Consider the following 19,230-nt stretch of genomic DNA (forward strand, 5'->3'; position numbering starts at 1 on the left):
AGGGCAGTGCGTCAGGGCAGGGGCGCGCCCACCGGGTTCGGGTACGGGATCGCGCCGGGGATGAGCCGCCGCGCGATGGGGCGCAGGAACTCCGCCACCATCGCCAGCTCACCCGGGGTGGCGGCCGCGTACGGGGCGGCGGCCAGCTCGTCGGTCCGCCGTTCCAACGACACCCGCAACGCCCGGCCGCGCTCGGTCAGCCCACCGGCCCGGTCCAGCAACCCGCGCCCGACCAACCGCTCCGCCGCGGCGGCCCATTCCTCGTCGGTCCAGCCGCGGTTCGGTTTGGTGACCGTGCTGCTGGCGTCCTCGGCGTCGCGCAGCACGTGCGCCTCCACCCCGTCCAGCCCCTCGGCGACGAGCAGCGCCACGTGCCCGTCGCCGCGGTGCTCGCGCAGCACGGTCGCGGCGTGCCAGAGCGCCCGCAACGGCTCCTCCGGCCACGGCAGCACCGCGTTCGCCGCGCCGAGCGGCCGGCCCGCCCACTCCACCGCCTCGACCGCTCGCCGCAGCACCGCGGTCGCCTCCGCCAAACGCGGCTCCGCCAGCACGTCCGGCAGGTGCGCGTCCAGCGCCGCCTCCGCCCCCGCGGCCCGCGCCGCCAGCGCCCGCTCCGGGCTCGCCATCTCCCACACCTGGGGCAGCGACCGGGCCAGGAACGCCGGCGCGAAGTTGTGGAACACGGCGGTCACCGGCGCGACCCCGACCGGTCCGAGCGGGGCCGCCCTGGTCGCGACGTAGCCCCGCCAGAACCCGCGCAGCCCAGCCACCTCGTGCGCGGCCCGCGCCTGCGGGGTGAAGTAGGTGACGTCGTGCACCGGCTCCAGCAGCACCCACAGCTCCCGCGCCACGGCGGGCAGGTCGCCGCTCACGGCCGGAGGACGATCAGGGTGCTCGACGCGGTGGCGAGCGGCGTGCCGTCGGGGCCGCGCAGCTCGCCCTCGGCGAAGGCCATCCGCGACCCCGCCTTGATGTCCAGGTGCGCCGAGATGGGCGGGGGCGGCACGCTGCCCTCCGCCATGGCGGCGAGGAACTCGCGACCGGACATCCGCGCGAGCTTCTCGGGCACCGGCTCGCGCCAGGTGATCGTCTTCGTCCGCACCGCGGGTTCCGTGGTCATGCGGCACCTCGCCTTCCCCAGGACGGCCGTCCTGGTGGGGCCACTATCGCTAGGACGGTCGTCCTAGTCAAGGGTACGATCCGCGGCGTGACCGAGCCCACGACCCGGGACCGGATGGTCTCCACCGCGCTGCGCCTGTTCCGGGAGCGGGGCTACCCGGCCACGTCCTGGCGGCGGCTGGTCGAGGAGGCGGGCACCCCGTGGGGCTCGGCGTACCACCACTTCCCCGGCGGCAAGGAGGAGCTCGGCGTCGCCGCGGTGGAGCTGGGCACGCAGCTGGTCAACCGGACCGTGCGCAGGGCGTTCGAGCGGCACCACGACCCGGCCGACGCCGTGCGCTGGTGGTACCGGAAGGCGGGCGAGGTGCTCGCCGTCGGCGACTTCCGCAGTGGCTGCCCGCTGGCCACGATCGCGCTGGAGATGGCGCACGCCTCACCCGCGCTGACCGCCGCGTGCGAGCACGCCTTCACCAGCTGGCAGGAGCAGGCCGCGGCGCTGCTGCGGGAGCGCGGCTTCCCGCCGGAGCGGGCCACCGACCTCGCCGTCGCCGTCATCACCAACCTCGAGGGTGCCCTGCTGCTGGCCAGGGTCCGCCGCTCGCTCGACCCGCTGCACCGGGCGGCCGAACACGTCGCCGTCCTCGTGGTCGCGGCGAGGGCCGGGAACTGACCGACCGTGCGGACCGCGTGGCGAAACCGCCCTCGCGCCGCTAGGTTGCACGCATGATCGGCTTGCCCGACCACATCTCCGCGTGCCTGTTCGACCTGGACGGCGTCCTGACCTCCACGGCCAGGCTGCACCGGGAGGCGTGGAAGGAGACCTTCGACGCGTTCCTGGCAGACCGGGAGGACCCTCGGTTCCGCCCGTTCACCGACGCCGACTACGCCGCGCACGTCGACGGCCGGCCCCGCGCCGACGGCGTGCGCGAGTTCCTCCTCTCCCGGGGCATCACGCTGCCCGAGGGCGAGCCGGACGACCCGCCGACCGCGGCCACCGTGAACGGTGTCGGCAACCGCAAGAACGACCTGGTCCAACGCATCCTCGCCGAGCGCGGGGTCGAGTCCTACCCCGGCTCGGTCCGGTACCTGGAGGCGGCACGGGCCGCCGGGCTGGCCATCGGGGTGGTCACGTCGTCGGCCAACGGCGGACCGGTGCTCGAGGCCGCCGGGCTGAGCGGGTTCGTCCAGGCCCGCGTCGACGGGCTGGTCATCCGTCGCGAGGGGTTGCGCGGCAAGCCGGCGCCGGACTCGTTCCTGGCGGGCGCGCGGGCCCTCGGCGTCGCCCCGGAGCACGCCGCGGTGTTCGAGGACGCCCAGGCCGGTGTCGAGGCCGGCCGGGCGGGAGGCTTCGGATTCGTCGTCGGGGTCAACCGCGCCGACCAGGCCGAGGCGCTGCGCGCCCGTGGCGCCGACGTGGTGGTGAACGACCTGGCCGAGCTGCTGGAGGAGGGGTGATGGAGAACCGGAGGCGCGGCTACGAGTGCGCCCCGTGGGAGCTGCGCTGGCGCGGGCTGGCCGTGTCGGAGCTGCACCGCACCGAGTCGACGTTCGCCCTGTCCAACGGGCACATCGGGATGCGCGGCACGCTCGAGGAGGGGGAGCCCCGTGGCCTTCCCGGCACCTATCTCAACGGCTTCTACGAGTCGCACGGGCTGCCCTACGCCGAGGCCGGCTACGGCTATCCCGAGGCGGGGCAGACCGTCGTGAACGTGACCGACGGCAAGATCATCCGGCTGCTGGTCCAGGACGAGCCGCTGGACATGCGCTACGGCGAGGCCGGCCACCACGAGCGGGTGCTCGACTTCCGTGCCGGCACCCTGCGCCGCACCACCGACTGGACCTCGCCCACCGGGCGCACGGTCCGGGTGCGCACCGAGCGGCTGGTGTCGTTCACCCAGCGGGCCGTCGCCGCGATCCGCTACGAGGTGGAGCCCCTCGACGGCGACCTCCAGCTGGTGGTGCAGTCCGACCTGCTGGCCAACGAGCCGATCGAGACCCAGACCGGTGACCCGCGGGTCGCCGCGGCGCTCGAGGCACCGCTGGTCGCCGAGTACGGGGTGGCCGAGGAGCTGCGGGCGGTGCTCGTGCACCACACGGCCAGGTCCGGGCTGCGGATGGCCGCCGCCATGGACCACGAGATCGTCGCGCCGGACGGGCTGCGCACCGGGATCACCGCGGAGGACGACCTCGCCCGGCTCACCGTCGCCGTGGACGTGCCACTGGGCGAGCGGTTGTGCATCACCAAGTTCCTCGGCTACGGCTGGTCGGCGCAACGCTCGGCGCCGGCGCTGCGGGCGCAGGTCGACGCCGCGCTCGCCGGTGCCCAGCAGACCGGCTGGCACGGCCTGCTCGCCGAGCAGCGGGCCTTCCTCGACCAGTTCTGGGCCTCGGCGGACGTGGAGATCGACGGCGACCCGGAGCTGCAGCAGGCCGTGCGGTTCGCGCTGTTCCACGTCCTGCAGGCCGGGGTGCGCGGGGAGAGCAGGGCCATTCCCGGCAAGGGGCTCACCGGGCCGGGCTACGACGGGCACGCGTTCTGGGACACCGAGGCGTTCGTGTTGCCGCCGCTGACCTACACGGTGCCGCCGGCGGCGCGGGACGCCCTCCGCTGGCGGCATTCCACTCTGGACAAGGCGCGGGACAGGGCGCGGCAGCTCGGCCTGCGCGGCGCGGCGTTCCCCTGGCGATCGATCAACGGCGCGGAGTGCTCGGCGTACTGGCCGGCGGGCACGGCCGCGTTCCACGTCAACGCCGCGATCGCCGACGCCGTGGTCCGCTACGTGAACGCGACGAGGGACACCGAGTTCGAGGCGCGCTACGGCACCGAGATCCTGCTGGAGACGGCGCGGCTGTGGTGCTCGCTCGGGCACCACGACAAGCACGGCGGATTCCGCATCGACGGGGTGACCGGGCCGGACGAGTACAGCGCGGTGGTGGACAACAACGTCTACACCAACCTGATGGCCCGGCGGAACCTGCGCGAGGCCGCCAACGCGTGCGAGCGGCACCAGGACGTCGCCGAGGCGTACGGGGTGGACGACACCGAGATCGCCGGCTGGCGCGAGGCGGCCGACAAGATGGCGGTGCCCTACGACGCCCTGCTGCGGGTGCACCCGCAGGCGGAGTCGTTCACCCGGCACGCCGAGTGGGACTTCGCCAACACCCCGCCCCACCACTACCCGCTGCTGCTGAACTACCCGTACTTCGATCTGTACCGGCGGCAGGTGGTCAAGCAGGCCGATCTGGTGCTGGCGCTGCACGTGTGCGGGGACTCGTTCACCCCGGAGGAGAAGGCCCGCGACTTCGCCTACTACGAGGCGAGGACGGTGCGGGACTCGTCGCTGTCGGCGGGCACGCAGGCCGTGGTGGCCGCCGAGGTGGGCCATCTGGACCTGGCCTACGACTACCTCGCCGAGGCCGCGCTGACCGACCTGCACGACCTGCACAGCAACGTGCGCAACGGCCTGCACATGGCGTCGTTGGCCGGGGCCTGGATCGCCACGGTCGCCGGGTTCGGCGGGATGCGCGACCACGGCGGCAAGCTCACCTTCGCGCCACGGATACCGTCCGAACTGGACCGCATCGCGTTCCGGATGTGCTTCCGGGACACCAGCTTCGAGGTGGAGGTCCGGCCCGGCGAGGCCCGCTACACCCTGCTGTCCGGTCCGCCGCTGGAGCTCGCGCACCACGGCAGCCGGTTCACCCTCGGCGCCGAGCCGGTGACGCTGCCGGTGCCCCCGCCGCCGGCGCTGCCGCGGCCCGCCCAGCCGCCAGGCCGGGCTCCCGCCCGTCGGCGTGCCATGGAGGTGCGCCGTCGTGTCCGGACAGCGTGAGCGGGCTGCCCTGCCCCGGCTGCCACAGCCAGGCTGCCCTGTGAGCGGGTTGCGGTGACCCGACCGCCCATGGCCCGGCCGCCGTCGCCGGGCTGCCCCGTGACCGGGAGGTCTTGACCCGGCCGTCGTCGTGACCGGGAGGTCTTGGCCCGGCTGTCGTCACCCGGCTGGCCTGGCTGTCGTGCGCGGCTGGCTGTCGTCACCCGGCTGGCCCGGCTGTCGTGGTGCGGCTGGCCGGCTGTCGTCACCCCGCTGGCCCGGCTGTCGTGGCGCGGCTGCCGGCTGCCGTGCGCGGCTGGCCGGCCGTCGTCACCCCGCTGGCCCGAATGTCGTGGCCACGCCGCCGCCGGCCGGTTCGCCGTAGCCCGGCTGCCATGGCCGCGCTGCGACGACCGGGGCCGCCACGAGCAGGGCCGCGCGTTCGGACCGCCACAGCCGGATCGGCCACGTCCTGGTCGCGATGGCCGAGCCGCGGCGAGTGCGATGCGATGACCCGGATCGCACCTGCCGTGCTCCGGTTGTGCCGGTCGGCCCCGTCGACCGCCGCAACCGGCTCCCACCAAGGACCACACAAGGTGCCCATCCGAGTGAACTCGGACATGAACGACCCGTTCACACCCCCGAAACCCCCCGAGTTGTCCACAACTTCGCGCGAACCCACTCCTCCCCACCGACCCCCGGGTAGACTGGAACGGGGCCGGCCCCCGGGATCGGGTGGGGGCTACCTAGAGGGGACCGACAATCAGAAGTGGTGCGGCAAAGTCTTTGTGCACCGATGAATTCGTTGCGACGCGCTGTCCACAGTGCCGGGTCCACAGTGTAGTGTGCATTCTGCGGCGGGACTACCCGCCGGGCGGCCCGACGAGCCGTCAACCGCGCGCGGAGAGTGGGATCTCCTCGGGCAGCGGGTCGTCGTCGGCCTCCGACACCGGGCGCAACGCGGTCATCGTGGGCACGCCCCGCTCCAGCAGGTAGACGTCGGTGCCCGGGCGCGCGCCGTCCTCACCACCGACCACCGCGGTGACCACGTCCGAGGTGTGGTCGCGGTGCTCCAGCTGCGTCTGCACCACACCCCGGCTGGACAGCCCAGCCCTGGTCAGCGGGCCCAGCCGCTCCGGTGGCAGGTTCGGCACGTTGACGTTGAGCACCACTCCGGCCGGCACCCGCTCCAACATCGGCAGCGCCACCCGCAGCACCGCGGCGGCGGCCTCCCACCGCGGCGGCCCACCCTGCTCGACCTGCAGCGACACGGCGAGCCCGCGCCGCTCGTTGACCACCGCGGTGAGCGCGGCGCCGACGGTGCCGGAGTGCACCACAGCCCTGCCGACGTTGGCACCACGGTTCACCCCGGACAGCACGACGTCGGGTGGTGGACCGAAGGCGCCCTCGGTCGCGGCGAGGGTGATGAACGCCGGGTGCGCCGCCACCGAGTAGCAGTCCACATCGGGCAGTCCGGGCCGGTCCACCTTGCTGATCACCGGGGTGCCCTCCTCGGCGAGCACGGTCAGCCCGGCGCTGGTACCGCTGGACTCCTCGTGCGGTGCGGCCACCACGGTGTCGAACCCCGCGGCCACGGCGGCGTGCGCGAGCACCGCGAGGCCGTCGGAGGCGATGCCGTCGTCGTTCGTGATCAGCGCGCGCAGTGCCATCGCCGCCCCTTTCGCCCGTCCTGTCTCGTCCACTGTGGTCATTCGGCGTCGATCCGGCGCAGCTCCACCCGCGAGGCGAGCTCCCTCGCGCCGTGCCCCCCGCTGGTGCCGAGGCCGTGCCGGGTGACGTTCAGCGCGCCGGCCGCGGCGCCCAGCCGCACCGCGTCGGTCAGTGACCCGCCCTCGGTGAGAGTCGCGGCCACCGCGGCGGTCATGGAGTCCCCCGCGCCGCGGGTGTCCACCGGGTGCAGCACCGGTGGCCGCACCTCGTAGAGCTCGTCGTCGAGCAGGGCCAGCGCGGGGTCACCGCCGCAGGAGACCAGCACGGAGCGCGCGCCCCGCGCTACCAGCTCCCGCATGGCGGCCACCAGCGACTTCGGATCGTCAGCGGTCGCCCTGCCGTCGGCGAGCAACTCCTCGTGACTCACCTTGAGGAAGTCCAGCCCGGCCTCGAGCACCGCGTCCAGCCGCTCACCGGCGAGGTCGGCCAGCACCGCACGCCCGTCGGCCCGCAGGTCGGCCGCCAGCCGCCGGTAGGCGTCGGTCGGCACGGTCCGGCCGAGCGACGGCCCGCTGAGCAACACCGTGCGGGCTCGCAGGCCGTGCAGCAACGCCGCCTCGTAGAGCGAGTCGAGATCGTGCCGCGGCAGCGGGTCACCGGCGGCCTCGGCCAGCGGCACCCTGCCGTCCCCACGCCGGTCGTGCACGTAGCCGCCGTTGCGCGCGGAGACCGGCACGGCGACCAGGCTGATCCCGTCGCGCTCGATGAGGTGCCGCAGCACGTCGCCGGTCTCCCCGCCCAGCGCGGCGCAGAGCACCACCGGCACTCCGAGCGAGGCGATCATCCTGGCCTGCCAGACGCCCTGCCCACCGGCGTGCACGTGGAGGTCCGGCTCGCCGCCGAGGTCCTCGATGGTCACGGTCACCTGTGGGGAGGGCGCGAACACCAGCACGCCGGCGAAGTCGTCGTCGGTCATGCCCTCCTACTACCCGGTGAGCCGGTTGGTTAGTCGGGTGGCTCGGGGTTGGGGTCGGTGTCCGGGTCCCCGGGGTGCAGCACCTCCTCGGATTCCGCCGAATCGTCGGCCCTGGCCCGGTCCACACCGACATCGTGCACCGGCGGCGTGGCCTCGTCGGGCGGCTCCTCGAAGTACGGATCCCGCTTGGTGTCGTCCATACCCCCGGCTACCTCACACCGCGGCGTTCACACCCGCCGCGCCGTCAGGCGGCGGCGCCGCGCACGAGGTCGGCGGGGCGGGCACCGTCGAGCAGGGTCAGCAGCAGGCCGTGCGTGGTCGACCACGGGCAAATCGCGGCCGGCCCGGCGAACACGGTGAGCAGCGCCTCGGCGACCACCGCGCCGGCCAGCGCCTGGCGGGCCCGGCAGCGGGAGATTCCGGGCAGCTCGGCCCTGCGGGCGGCCGGCAGCCGGGCCAGCAGCGCCACCGCGGTGCGCAGGTCGGCCAGGTGCAGCTCGCGGGGCACGCCGGGCTCCTCCCGCTGCGGGCGGGCGCCGGCCAGCCGGGCGAGCTGCCGCAACACCTTCGACGAGCCCACCGTCCGGTACCCGGCGAAGTCGCGGAGGTCGGCCTCGCCCACCTCTTCCCGTACCCGGTCGAGCGCGTACCGCCGCAGGGCCGCGATCCGCCGCTCCGACGGCCGATCGTCGTCGAGCCAGGCCCTGGTCATCTCCCTGGCGCCCAGTGGCAGTGACCGGGCGAACTCGGCCCGCTCCCCCGTGCCGGCGGCGAGCTCGACCGTGCCGCCGCCGATGTCGAGCACCAGCAACGGACCCGCCGCGGCGCCGTACCAGCGGCGGGCGGCCAGGTAGGACAGCTCGGCCTCCCTGGTGCCGCTGAGGAAGCACAGCTGCACACCAGTGGCCGCGCGCACGGTGGCGACGACCTCGGCGGCGTTGGTGGCGTCCCGGATCGACGAGGTCGCCAGCGGGAACATCGGGTCGACCCCGTGGGCACGGGCGATCCGGTCGGCGGCGCGGACGCCGGCCACCACGGCGGCGATGCCGTCGTCGCCGAGCCGTCCCGCCGCGTCGAGCGCCCGGTCGAGCCGGAGGCGCCTCTTGTGGGTGAGTGCGGGCTCCAGCGGTGACCCTCCGTGCGGGACGGCGACGAGCCGGGCACTGAACGCGCCGACGTCCAGGACCCCCACCATCGGTTCCCGCGTCACCTGCACCGACCGCACGCTCCTCGCACCTTTCGCACCGTTGTTCGCCGGATCCGGAAAGTTCCCCGTCGAAGCGATTCCAAACCGGGAACCGCGTCATTGTCCAGGACTGGCCCGCTTTCTTGGCGCGGTCCGAGCACCCAGGAGAACACCGCACCACCGGGTAACATTCCGATAACCCAAACGGGTGAACCTACCCAAGATAGCAGAACCCGTGGTAACGCTCGGTCCCCTCCTCGGCGATGACTGAGCAGAAGACTTGTCCGAATCGTCCGACAACGCCGTCGACGTCCCGAACGGTCAGCGGTCTCGTGGTGGGTCCGGTGGCGCGGAGCGCGTCGGTGCAGTGCTGGCTCGTCGAGGAGGGGCGCCTGATGGTCCGGTGGAGGCTGGTTCCGACGGTCGTCGGAGACGCCAGGTGAGCGACCTGCCCGGCTACGGGCGGCGGGGTGACGCCGGACGGCTGGCGGCCGTGGCGGCCGCGGTCGTGGTCACCCTCGCGGCGGCGCTCACCGGGGCCGGCCTGGTACTGGCCGACGCGCGTGGAGCCGGTGAACCGCACCGTGACGACGGTGCGGCCGGCCAGACCCTCTCCACGCAACGGACCGCCACCAGCGAGGTCGTCGCCACGGCGGTCGCGCTGCCCGCCTCGGCACCGGTCGCCCTGTCCATGCCCGTGCTCGACCTGCATGTCGACGGGTTGGTCGAGCTCAACCGCACCCCCGCCGGCGCGATGGAGATCCCCGCCGCGCCGCGGGCGGTCGGGTGGTTCGTCGAGAGCGTCACGCCCGGCGAGCGCGGGGTGGCCGTGCTCGTGGGGCACATCGAGTTCGCGCACGAGCGCGGCGCGCTCCACGGGCTGGGCCGGATTCGGCCGGGTGACACCATCGCCGTCACCCGCGCCGACGGCACGACGGCCGAGTTCACCGTGTATTTGGTGCGGCCGCGGACCGACGCCGCCGACTCCTCCGCCGGCCCGGCTATCGACGCCACGGTCGCCGCCCCCGAGCTGCGGCTGCTCACCGGCGGCGCCGTGTACGACACCACCCCGTCCGGCCAGCCCGACCTGGTGGTCTGCGCTCGGTTGACCGGCACCAGTGGCTGACCCGTTACCCAGGCAGGAAACGGCTAGCCAGGCACGACGCCGTAGTGGGCGGCGAGGTCGGCGAACTCGGCGCCACGGCGTCGAGAAGCGTGCTCGACGAGACGCCGCATGATTGATCGACCGAGCGGTTGGGTTCGCGACCAGTCCGGAGCACGGTGTTTGGCCTCGGCGAGAAGGCTGAGCACCCCGCGTTCCTGCCGTAGCTGTAATGACGCTGCCGCGAGCCGTAGCCGATGGCCCGCCTCCCAGAATGCGGGAACGTCACCTCTCGGTGGTGGAAGAGACTTCGCGAGGTGGAGCGCCCGCCCTGGGTCACCGGCTCGAGCCAGGAACTCCACCCGTTGTATCGCGGCGACGCGAGGCCCGAAGATCGCATGTTCCCGGGCACTGTCTCCACGCACCCGGATGGCAGCCGATTGCGCCTCGGTCAACAGATCCTCGGCCCGCCCGAGTCGCCCAGCGGACAGCGCCGCCGTGGCCGCGTTGAACAACAGGTTCCCGAACACGCCGGTCCGGACCGCCGCACGGTCGAGCATCGCCGGCTGGATACGTTCAGCAGCCTCGGTGGCCATCCTCTCGGCCGCGTCGAACCTTTGTTGACGGACCAGCGTCCATGCCAGGAAACGCAAGGATATGGCCGACTCCACCTCGGGTGCATCCGTAAGTCGTGCCGCTTCGAGCGCCCGTTCGGCGGCGATCCAGGCAAGATCGTCGAGTCCTATCCTTCCGGTCAGACCCGCGCCTAGTCGGTATACCGTCGACAACATCCGCTGCGCGGCGGCGCGCTGATCTCCCATGGAAGCATGGACCAGACGCCGAGCGTCGACGACGAAGCTCGGCAAGCCGCACAGAAGCTCGGCGTGTCGACCGTCGACGTAAGCGTGCCAGGAGTCTCGGACAGCCGACGCGAGATGGGACAGGGTGATGACCTCGTACGGCTCCGCGAAGTCATCCAGACCCGGGATGTGCTCACCCCCGGTAAGTGCCTCCCGGAGGCCTGTCACGTTGTGTTCGTCCAGCGATTCCACCGGAGAGCGTCCGAAGAGGGCGTCAACCGTAACGCCCAGAGCGCTGGCAAGCCGGCGCAAGGTAGCTGGTCGGCAGGTGGTTCGGATTCCCTGCTCGATACGGGCAACCGTGTCCACACCCACGGATGCCGCCTCGGCGAGCTGCTCCTGCGACAGGTCTCGCGCTTTCCGGATGCGTGCGAGATTCTCCGAGATGTGGTTTCCAGCGGTCACCGGCCCTCCCCGAGGGTTTACCCAGAGTGCTCAGCCTAACCCGCTACGCGTTTACCGTTCTCGCAGAGTGCCAGTTCCCCCGTTTCAGCCATCTCCAGGGCCACAGTGAGGCGAGTGGCAAGCGACGGCTTCACCTTCGTTGTGGCCTCCCTCAGGGCGAACAAGCCAACCGAGTTGATCTCCGGATCGGTGATGCTCAGGGCACTGACCCGGCGCTGGGTGATCGGTCCGCCGTCGAACACGAAGGCGAGCCCTTCCGGCATCCGGTCGTCCGCGGACAGGTAGTCGATCACCAGGAGGCGACCGAGCGGACACTCGATACCCAACTCCTCGCGCACCTCCCGTACCGCAGTTGCCCACGGCGCCTCGTTGGCGTCCACAGCACCACCGGGAATGTCCCAGTGCGGCTTGTACGACGGCTCGACCAGCAGCACCCGGCCATCCGAGTCCCGCAGCAGCACACCAGCCGACATCCGCTTCCGGTTGAGCGAGCGCACGTACTCGTCGAACGGGAGGAGATCCACACACTGAGGCTACCGTCCGCCCTCCTTCTCACCGCTTCCCTGCCTCCCAGGCTTAGATCCGCGTATTCGAGACCCGGAAGGGCTGCTGCGAAGCCCTGTTCTCCGGGACCGGCGAGCCAGATTCTGTGGGCCATGAGCTGGATCGGTCGAAACGAGTTCGAGCTGCCTGATCACCGGGAGCGGTCGGTGGAGGTGGGTGACCGGGCGGTGCCGGCGCGGGTGGGGTACTACGCGTTCGGCGGGCGGCGGCACCTGGTGGTGTGGGCGCACCAGAACCGGGACGGGGCGGTGCTGCGCACCTGGTGCGGCATCGGGCACACCGCCTCGATCGACGACGCCCGCTCCGCCCGCCGCCCCTGCCCGGTGTGCGCCACGTGCCCGCGATGAACCTCGAGCCACGATGGCGCATTGCCGCGCAGATGCGACACGTCATCGTGGAACGGCGAGGCGACGCGTTGCTCACCGGATGCGGCTGGCTGATCTGGCCCGGCACTCACGACGCGCGCATGCCCACCCCGCCGACCTGCATCACCTGCCACTACCTCTACACCGACGACGACACCGGCAACGCCCACCCCCGAAACCCGTGAACCCACCCCTGGACACGATGAAACCCGACCACCCCGACCCACCACCCGAGTGGCGCTACGCCGACCTGGCCGTCGCGCGAATCGGCCAGGCATTCGCGGACCTGCGCCGCGACCGGGGACAGGCCCAAGCCGCGGCGGCCAACGCCGCCGGACTGCACCCCAGCCAGCTCAGCCGCTTCGAACTCGGCCACCGCGGCGCCACACTCACCCAGTTCACCCGACTGTGCGTCGTCCTCGACCTGCACCCCGCTCGGGTGCTCGCCCGCGCCCTGCCACCCCACTGGCCGCCGACGACCGCACCGACCTCGGCCACCCTGATCGACCCCCACGGGGTGTGAGTCACCCCGGCATCCACGTCCACTCAACCGCTCCTTGGTGACGAACTAGTACTGCACCCTGGGCCAGCGAAACACCCGCCGCGATGGCCACCGCGCGCATGCTCAACGCGGCGATCCCGTGCTCGGCGACCACATCGACGTCGGCATCGAGCAGATAGGCGCCGCGCCTCCGGGATTCCGCTCCGGTCTTCCCCTTGCCGGCACTTGCCGTACAGATGTTCCATCACAGTCGTACAGGTTTCCCTGGGGTGGCATCCGGAGACCGAGGGAGAGGCATGACCGTGGAGCGGCGGGCTCCGTCGGGAAGGCAGTGAGCCACGCGTTCGCCGATGCCGGGCCCGGCTCTTCCTCGCGGGCCGGACGAGCGACAGCCTGGCCACTCTGGCGGACGGCATCGACGCGATCGGACGGGTCAGCTGGAACCGCGTGGACGCGGCCGATCCGGACGCGGTCGCGCGGCACGTCGACGGGATCCACGCCATCGCCGGCCGGGTCGACATCGTGTTCAACGCCGTAACATAGGGGATGTGCAGGGCGAGTCGCTGGTGGACATGAGCTACCAGACGTTCGCCAGGGCGGTCGGGACGACGGTGGCGACACAGTACGCCGTCACCCAAGCCGCGGCTCGCCGTATGGCGGCCCAACAAAGCGGCGTGATCCTGACGGTGACCGGGCACGGTTCGCCGTACGCGGGCATGGGAACGACGACGGTCCAGTGGGGGCTGGTCGAGGCGATGCTGCGCCAGTGGGCCGTCGACCTGGGTCCGGCAGGGGTCCGCGTGTGCTGGCTCAGGACGGCCGGGTTCCGCGAGTCGATCCTGGGTCACCGGGACTACGGGTCGAGCTGGTCCGGGGACGCCGCGGCGGAGGAGGTCCTCGCGACGGTCGAGGCAGACACGATGCTCGGCCGGGTGCCCTCGGTCGCGGAGGCGGGGCGTGCCGCTGTCTACCAGGCGACCGCTGACGGCCCGACGGCCGCGGCCGTGAACCTGACGGCTGGGTCGGTAGCCGACTGACACGGTGCCGCCTCGAATGCCCGTTCCGCGGCGGCCCGAATCCTGTTCTCCCGGTCAGACCCGCACCCAGCCGCGCGGTTCAGCGGATGATGCGCGAGCCGCAGCCCGCTCCAGGACCTCGGGATCCGTGGTCAGCAGGAAGGTGTCGTCGGCCTGCTCTGCCGGGAGTTCGCCGGCCCAGTGCGCCCAGTAGTGTGAGAGTCGCTGTCATCGCGCGTTCGTCATAAGGGACGACACGTCAACCGCGCTGGCTGGCCACCCAGTCCCGCACCACGGTGTCCAGCACCGACAGCGGCAGGTTGCCGCCGCCCAGCACGACGTCGTGGAACCGGCGGATGTCGAACACCGGGCCGAGCTCGCGCTCCGCCATGCCGCGCAGCCGCTCGATCTCCAGCCGGCCGACCATATAGGACACCGCCTGCGCTGGCAGGCCGGCGTAGCGGTCGATCTCCGCCTCGATCTCCAGCGGCGGCATCGGCACGTTCTCCCGGAAGTACTCCACCGCCCGCTCCCGACTCCAGCCGAGGGCGTGCAGCCCGGTGTCCACCACCAACCGGGCGGCCCGCATCGAGTCCTGGGTGAGCATCCCGAGCCGGGCCACGTCGTCGCTGTAGAGGCCCATCTCGTCGGCGAGCCGTTCCGAGTACAGCCCCCAGCCCTCGGTGTAGGCGTTGACGTCGGCGACCCGGCGCAGCAGCGGCAGCTCGGTCAGCCCGAGCGCGGTGGACAGCTGGAAGTGGTGCCCCGGCACCGCCTCGTGGAACGCGATCGCCTCGCTGGTGTGTCGGCTGCGCTCGGCGGCGCGGTGCGTGTTGGCGTAGTACCGGCCGGGCCGCGACCCGTCGAGCGCGGGCTCGACGTAGTAGGCGATCGTGCCGTCCTCGGCCTCGGACTCCGGCACCGGCAGCACCGCGCAGCGCTGCGGCGGGATTCGACCGAACCACTTCGAGGCCACCGCTTCAGCCCTGGCGATGGCCGACCTGGCCGCGTCCAGCAGCTCGTCGGCGTCCCGCCAGCGCAGCGCCGGGTCCGTGCGCAGTCGGGTGAAGATCTCCCCGAGGTCGGTGCTGCCGAACACCCGCGAGCCGACCTCCCGGTACTCCGCGGCCAGCTCCTCGACCAGCCGCAGGCCGATGTCGTGCAACTCCCGCGCGCCCCGGTCGGTGCTGGTGTGCACCCGCAGCAACGCCGCGTAGGCTTCCTCGCCGCCGGGCAGCCAGCACAGCCCCGGCCGGTCGGCGGGCAACGCCCTCGGCCGCAGCTCACCGGCGAGGAACTCGCGGTACCGGCGCACCGCCGGCCGCACCACGTCGGTGAGCAGCCGGTCACGCTCGGCGGCGAAGCCGGGAACGTCGACCTCGGCGGCGAGCCGCAACGGGTCCGCCGCGAGGTCGGCCAGGTAGCGGTCGGCCCACGCGATCCCGGCCTCCACCAGGAATCCCGGCGGCAGCAGGCCGTCCGCGGCGCCAACCCGCTGCCGCTCGATCGTGGTGTCCACATAGGACCCAACTGCCGCCAGGCGGTTCAGGTAGCCTTCGGCCTTGGCCGTGTCGGTGAGCGAGATCATCGGCAGCACGGACACCAGGCGCTGCACGGGCGCGTCCAACGTGTCGCTCACCGCGATCTCCACGCCCCGGCTGTCGACGAGGTCGATGGCCACCCGCGCCTGCTGGATCACCACGTCCCGGGTGACCACGTCCCGCTCGGACAGCGTCTCGGCGTCCAGCGCCTCGGCCCGCGCGGCGAGGTCGGCGAAGGCGGCCCGGTTCCGCGCGGCGGTGGCGGCGGCGTGGTCGGGCAGCAGCCGGTCGTGCTCGCCCGGCACGCCGAGCAGGGACGGCCACAGCGGGTCCACCCGGAACAGCAGGTCCAGGCACTCGTCGGCCAACCGATCGGCCGTGCTCACCGTCTCGCTCATCGGTTCCCCTCCGCCCAGCTCGTCACCACGGTGTGCAGCACCGGAAGCGGGAGCGCGCCCCCGCCCAGCACGAGGTCGTGGAACCGGCGGATGTCGAACCGGTCGCCCAGTGCCTTCTCCGCGGTCGCCCGCATCTCCTGCAGCTCCAGCCGGCCCACCATGTACGCCAGCGCCTGCCCCGGATACGTGATGTAGCGGTCCACTTCGGACTCGATCTCGACCGGGGGCATCGGGGTGTGCTCGCGCAGGAACGCCACGGCCCGCTCCCGGCTCCAGCCCTTGGCGTGCAGACCGGTGTCGACGACCAGCCGGCCGGCGCGCAGCGAGTCCATGCTCAGCATCCCGAGCAGCGCGACGTCGCCGGAGTACAGCCCCATCTCGTGTGCCAGCCGCTCGGAGTACAGCCCCCAACCCTCCACATAGGCGGTGAAGTCGCCGATCCGGCGCAGCAGCGGCAGCTCGGCGAGGCCGAGCGCGGTGGACAGCTGGAAGTGGTGTCCCGGCACCGCCTCGTGGAACGCGGTCGCCTCGGCGGTGTGCCGGAACCGCTCGGTGACCTCGTGGGTGTTGGCGAAGTAGGTGCCCGGCCGGGAGCCGTCCGCCGCCGGCAGCAGGTAGTAGGCGGCCGGCGCGCCGGGCGCCTCGGCCGCGGGCACCGGCTCGACCACGCACGGCTGCGGCGGGACACGGCCGAACCAGTTCGGGGCCGCCGCCTCGGCCCTGGTGATCGCCGCCCGCGCGGTGTCCAGCAGCTCGTCGGCGTCCCGCCAGCGCAGCGCCGGGTCCGTGCGCAGCCGGGTGAAGATCTCCCCGAGGTCGGTGCTGCCGAACACCCGCGACCCGATCTCCCGGTACTCCGCGGCGAGGCCCTCGATCACCGCCAACCCGGTCTCGTGCAGCTCGTCGGGCGTGCGGTGGGTGACGGTGGTGTGGACCCTGGCCAGGCTGGCGTAGATCCGCTCGCCGCCGGGCAGCCAGCACACGCCGGGGCGGTCGGCGGGTCGGCCGTGCGGGGCGATGTCGGTGGCGAGGCCGTCGCGGTAGGCGGCGAACGCGGGCCGGACCACGTCGGCGAGCAGCCGCTCCCGCTCGCGGTCGAACTCGGCGTTCGGCGCGGGCTGGCGCCGCAGCGGGTCCCGCTCCGGCGCAGCGAGATAGCGGTCGAGGTGCGCGACGGCCGCGTGCACCAGGTGGGCCACCGGCACCCGCCCAGCCGCGGCACCGGCCCGGTGCCGGTCCAGCGCCTGCTCCAGGTAGCGGGGAATCGCGGCCAGCCGGTCGAGTTGGGCCCGCGCCTGCCGGTCGCCGGCCACCGGCACCATCGGCAGCAGGGTGAGCAGGCCGGCGGCGGGCGCGTGGAAGAGGTCGCTGACGGTGAACTCGACGGACCTGGTGTCGATCACGTCGATCTGCGCCCGTCCCTGGTGGAGCACGACGTTGGCGGTGACCCGGTCCCCCTCGGGCAGCGCCGCGCGGTCGACGTCGGCGAGCCGGCGGAGCAGGTCGAGCACGCGACCGCGATGGGTCCGCTCGGCCTCCTCGGACAGGTCGGCCAGGCCGGTCCGGTCGGACTCCAGGCCCAGCAGGGCCGGCGACAACGGCTGGGCGTCGAACATCAGCTCGACCAGTTCGTCGGCGAACGAGACTACGTCGGTCATGCGGGGTCCCCAGTCGTCGGCGGCGGTACCGTCGCGAGCTTACCGTGCCGGTAGCTACCAATCCGACCGAAAGCACGCTGTTCGGGCAGGTCAGAACGGTGCACCAGTCCGCTTGCCCTCGGTCTCCCTGGTCTTGGACTCGGCGGGGGTGGGGCCCCGGCGCCGTCGTGTGGGGCCGCGGGGCGAACGGGACCGCAGGCTATGTTGGGCTCGTGGCTGTGACCGATCCCGTCGACGCCCGCCTGCTCGCGGCGCTGGCCGAGGTGGGCAAGACCGCCGTGCACGAGCTGGCGGCGAAGGTCGGGATGGACCCGCGCGAGGTGGCGTACCGGCTGGTCGGGCTCTCCGGGAGCGGGTTGCCCCTGCTGGTCGGGGTGGAGAGCGACCCGCGGGGGCTGTGGGCCGCACTGGCCGGGTCCGCTCCCCCGGCCAGCCCGCCCTCCGGGCCCTACCCGGCGGCGCCCGGCCCCGGATCGGTTGGTTCCGGGTCGGCCGGTCCCGGTCCGGCCACCGGCCCCGGCGCGCCGGCGGCACGGGGCGTGCCGTCCGGGCCCTACCCCGTGCACGGCACACCGTCCGGACCGTACGCGGCGCAGGGCACGCCGTCGGGGACGTACCCGGCGCAGGGCGCGCCGTCCGGCGCCTACCCGACGGCTGCCGCCCCGGGGGCGTACCCCAGTCCGAGCGCCGGGCACGCGGTGCCCGGCACCCCGTCCGGTCCCTACCCGCCGGCCGAGCACCGCCCGCCCGCCCCACCGCCGGACCCGGTGATGAGCACGTGGGGGCCGCCGCAGACGGCGTCCTGGGCCCGCGGCGACGCTCCCGGCGCCGGCACGGCCACCGCGGCGCCGACGAGTCGCACCGGCCGGATCGGTGACGTGTTGGAGACGCAGGGGCTGGAGGGCGAGCGGCTCACCGTGCAGCTGCTGGAGGTGCAGGACCCGGCCGACTACCTGTTCGGCGCGGCCGGCTACCGGCTGGACGAGGGCGAGCGGGCCGTGGTGGTGCACACCGAGATCAGCAACCGCGGTGGGATCCCGTTCGTCTCGCTGCCGGACAACTACCTGGAGCTGGTCACCGCCGACGGCGGCACGGTCACCAAGGCGCCGGTGTCGCTGACCTCCCGTCCGCCGCACAAGATCGGCGTGCGGCCGGGCGAGACCGCCGGCGGGCACACCGTGTACGTGCTGCCCGAGGCCACCCGTGTGGTGGCGGTGCGCTGGAGCCCCCGCCCCGAGCCCGACCACCGGTCCCTGACCTGGTCCGTCGACTGAGCCGGACTCACCAGGGGAACGGTGCGCGCCGGGCCAGGGCCGCCCGGTGGAACCGCACCGGGGAGGGCAACGGCTCGTCCTCCGACTCGAGCCGGACCGGCGGGGAGTGGTACGGACCGTAAGGCTGGTGGGCGGAACCGTGGCCGTCCGCGTGGTACCACGGCCCGCCGCCGTCCCGCGTCGGCGGCGGCTCCGCGACGGTCCGGACCTGTCCGCCGCCCCCTGGCTGCCGCGCGTACCCGGCGTCGGGCGGCACCACCGGAGGCCACGCTCCCCCGTACCGCGGCCCCGGTGCGGGCGACACCCGGCGCGGAACTGACCACCCGCCGGTGACTGCGGCATGGGTGGTGAGTACGGCGACGGCGGCTCCCCGGTCCCGTCCGGGGCGGCGGCTCGGTCGGTGTCGGGCTGCTCGCCGTGGCCACCCTGCTCGCGGTGGCCCCGCCGGGTGGCCGCGCGGCTGCCCTGGGTGCGCCGGATGGTGGGCCACCGCGAGCACGAGGCACACATCTCGGCATGGACGATGCTGTTCACCGAGCACCCCGGCGCGACGGTACTGGTGGGCGTGGTGCTCGACGACGGCTCCTACGTGACCGGCACGCTGCTGTCCTTCAGCCGGATGCGAGAGGACGTCGCCGACCGGGAGATCACCCTGCGGGCGCCGATCGGCTACCGCGCGCCGGGCGAGCGCACCCTCACGGAGCTTCCGGACGTGGGCGCCGCGGCGATCAGCGCGCGCACCATCACGCTGCTCACCGTGAGCTACCTGCGGGAGTAGCGC

The 19,230-nt window shown here is 73.3% G+C and carries 20 protein-coding genes; 10 read left to right on the forward strand and 10 right to left on the reverse strand.

The annotated features are described in order from the left end of the window. Window positions 1–11: 11 nt before the first annotated feature. Together BM051_RS17995 and BM051_RS18000 are read right to left on the reverse strand one after the other, a co-directional pair. Window positions 12–872, reverse strand: a complete 861-nt coding sequence (locus tag BM051_RS17995; RefSeq protein ID WP_092531460.1) for an SCO6745 family protein — start codon at window positions 870–872, stop codon at window positions 12–14. Continuing rightward, complete coding sequence (locus tag BM051_RS18000; protein WP_092531462.1) at window positions 869–1,120, reverse strand: hotdog family protein; 252 nt, start codon at window positions 1,118–1,120, stop codon at window positions 869–871. The genes BM051_RS17995 and BM051_RS18000 overlap by 4 nt, the downstream gene beginning before the upstream one ends. 87 nt (window positions 1,121–1,207) lie before the next feature. Here BM051_RS18000 and BM051_RS18005 point away from each other — a divergent pair, with 87 nt between their 5' ends. The 3 genes from BM051_RS18005 to BM051_RS18015 are packed head-to-tail and all read left to right on the forward strand — an operon-like array spanning window position 1,208 to window position 4,952. Continuing rightward, window positions 1,208–1,789: a TetR/AcrR family transcriptional regulator gene (locus tag BM051_RS18005; RefSeq protein ID WP_243859311.1), complete on the forward strand. Its 582-nt coding sequence runs from the start codon at window positions 1,208–1,210 to the stop codon at window positions 1,787–1,789. Window positions 1,790–1,842: 53 nt separating this feature from the next. Further along, window positions 1,843–2,574 carry an HAD family hydrolase gene (locus BM051_RS18010; protein ID WP_092531464.1) on the forward strand — a complete coding sequence of 244 codons (732 nt, stop codon included), beginning with the start codon at window positions 1,843–1,845 and terminating at the stop codon, window positions 2,572–2,574. Then, entirely contained in the window at window positions 2,574–4,952 is a 2,379-nt protein-coding gene (locus tag BM051_RS18015) for a glycoside hydrolase family 65 protein (protein ID WP_092531466.1), read from the forward strand. Before BM051_RS18010 ends, BM051_RS18015 begins: the two co-directional genes overlap by 1 nt. 869 nt (window positions 4,953–5,821) lie before the next feature. Here the strand turns inward: BM051_RS18015 and surE are convergent. The 4 genes from surE to BM051_RS18030 are packed head-to-tail and all read right to left on the reverse strand — an operon-like array spanning window position 5,822 to window position 8,773. Next, entirely contained in the window at window positions 5,822–6,643 is an 822-nt protein-coding gene (gene surE / locus BM051_RS18020) for a 5'/3'-nucleotidase SurE (protein WP_243859310.1), read from the reverse strand. Continuing rightward, complete coding sequence (locus BM051_RS18025) at window positions 6,640–7,578, reverse strand: 1-phosphofructokinase family hexose kinase (RefSeq protein WP_092531468.1); 939 nt, start codon at window positions 7,576–7,578, stop codon at window positions 6,640–6,642. The genes surE and BM051_RS18025 overlap by 4 nt, the downstream gene beginning before the upstream one ends. Before the next feature lie 29 nt (window positions 7,579–7,607). Next, window positions 7,608–7,778 carry a hypothetical protein gene (locus BM051_RS29095; protein WP_166677625.1) on the reverse strand — a complete coding sequence of 57 codons (171 nt, stop codon included), beginning with the start codon at window positions 7,776–7,778 and terminating at the stop codon, window positions 7,608–7,610. 44 nt (window positions 7,779–7,822) lie between these two features. Continuing rightward, complete coding sequence (locus tag BM051_RS18030; RefSeq protein WP_166677654.1) at window positions 7,823–8,773, reverse strand: Ppx/GppA phosphatase family protein; 951 nt, start codon at window positions 8,771–8,773, stop codon at window positions 7,823–7,825. 430 nt (window positions 8,774–9,203) lie between these two features. Between BM051_RS18030 and BM051_RS18035 the strand changes: the two genes are divergently transcribed. Next, complete coding sequence (locus tag BM051_RS18035) at window positions 9,204–9,890, forward strand: sortase domain-containing protein (protein WP_092531470.1); 687 nt, start codon at window positions 9,204–9,206, stop codon at window positions 9,888–9,890. A 23-nt stretch (window positions 9,891–9,913) separates the two neighbouring features. Here BM051_RS18035 and BM051_RS18040 read toward each other — a convergent pair whose 3' ends face one another. After that, complete coding sequence (locus tag BM051_RS18040) at window positions 9,914–11,131, reverse strand: helix-turn-helix domain-containing protein (RefSeq protein ID WP_092531472.1); 1,218 nt, start codon at window positions 11,129–11,131, stop codon at window positions 9,914–9,916. A gap of 35 nt (window positions 11,132–11,166) precedes the next feature. Beyond that, window positions 11,167–11,655: an NUDIX domain-containing protein gene (locus BM051_RS18045; RefSeq protein ID WP_092531474.1), complete on the reverse strand. Its 489-nt coding sequence runs from the start codon at window positions 11,653–11,655 to the stop codon at window positions 11,167–11,169. 132 nt (window positions 11,656–11,787) lie between these two features. Between BM051_RS18045 and BM051_RS18050 the strand changes: the two genes are divergently transcribed. The 4 genes from BM051_RS18050 to BM051_RS18065 all read left to right on the forward strand — a co-directional run bounded on the left by BM051_RS18050 (window position 11,788) and on the right by BM051_RS18065 (window position 13,599). After that, window positions 11,788–12,042 (forward strand): hypothetical protein, encoded by a 255-nt coding sequence (locus BM051_RS18050; protein ID WP_092531476.1) that lies wholly within the window; start codon window positions 11,788–11,790, stop codon window positions 12,040–12,042. A gap of 32 nt (window positions 12,043–12,074) precedes the next feature. Continuing rightward, window positions 12,075–12,245 (forward strand): hypothetical protein, encoded by a 171-nt coding sequence (locus BM051_RS29100; protein WP_166677624.1) that lies wholly within the window; start codon window positions 12,075–12,077, stop codon window positions 12,243–12,245. Then, the gene (locus tag BM051_RS29105) at window positions 12,242–12,583 is read left to right on the forward strand and encodes a helix-turn-helix domain-containing protein (protein WP_092531480.1); all 342 of its coding nucleotides are present in this window, start codon (window positions 12,242–12,244) and stop codon (window positions 12,581–12,583) included. The genes BM051_RS29100 and BM051_RS29105 overlap by 4 nt, the downstream gene beginning before the upstream one ends. 527 nt (window positions 12,584–13,110) lie before the next feature. Beyond that, window positions 13,111–13,599 carry an SDR family oxidoreductase gene (locus BM051_RS18065; RefSeq protein WP_208325863.1) on the forward strand — a complete coding sequence of 163 codons (489 nt, stop codon included), beginning with the start codon at window positions 13,111–13,113 and terminating at the stop codon, window positions 13,597–13,599. Between the two features lie 238 nt (window positions 13,600–13,837). On the opposite strand, the gene BM051_RS18070 is transcribed toward BM051_RS18065, so the two are convergent. Both BM051_RS18070 and BM051_RS18075 read right to left on the reverse strand, forming a co-directional pair. Next, complete coding sequence (locus tag BM051_RS18070; protein ID WP_243859309.1) at window positions 13,838–15,517, reverse strand: DUF885 domain-containing protein; 1,680 nt, start codon at window positions 15,515–15,517, stop codon at window positions 13,838–13,840. Next, the gene (locus BM051_RS18075; protein WP_092531482.1) at window positions 15,514–17,175 is read right to left on the reverse strand and encodes a DUF885 domain-containing protein; all 1,662 of its coding nucleotides are present in this window, start codon (window positions 17,173–17,175) and stop codon (window positions 15,514–15,516) included. The genes BM051_RS18070 and BM051_RS18075 overlap by 4 nt, the downstream gene beginning before the upstream one ends. A gap of 212 nt (window positions 17,176–17,387) precedes the next feature. Between BM051_RS18075 and BM051_RS18080 the strand changes: the two genes are divergently transcribed. Both BM051_RS18080 and BM051_RS18090 read left to right on the forward strand, forming a co-directional pair. Then, the gene (locus BM051_RS18080) at window positions 17,388–18,449 is read left to right on the forward strand and encodes an AsnC family protein (protein ID WP_092531484.1); all 1,062 of its coding nucleotides are present in this window, start codon (window positions 17,388–17,390) and stop codon (window positions 18,447–18,449) included. Between the two features lie 340 nt (window positions 18,450–18,789). Continuing rightward, the gene (locus tag BM051_RS18090; protein ID WP_092531488.1) at window positions 18,790–19,227 is read left to right on the forward strand and encodes a DUF6338 family protein; all 438 of its coding nucleotides are present in this window, start codon (window positions 18,790–18,792) and stop codon (window positions 19,225–19,227) included. The last annotated feature ends 3 nt before the right edge of the window (window positions 19,228–19,230 follow it).

Origin of the sequence: Amycolatopsis arida (assembly GCF_900115565.1) — a bacterium.
GTDB lineage: Bacteria > Actinomycetota > Actinomycetes > Mycobacteriales > Pseudonocardiaceae > Yuhushiella > Yuhushiella arida.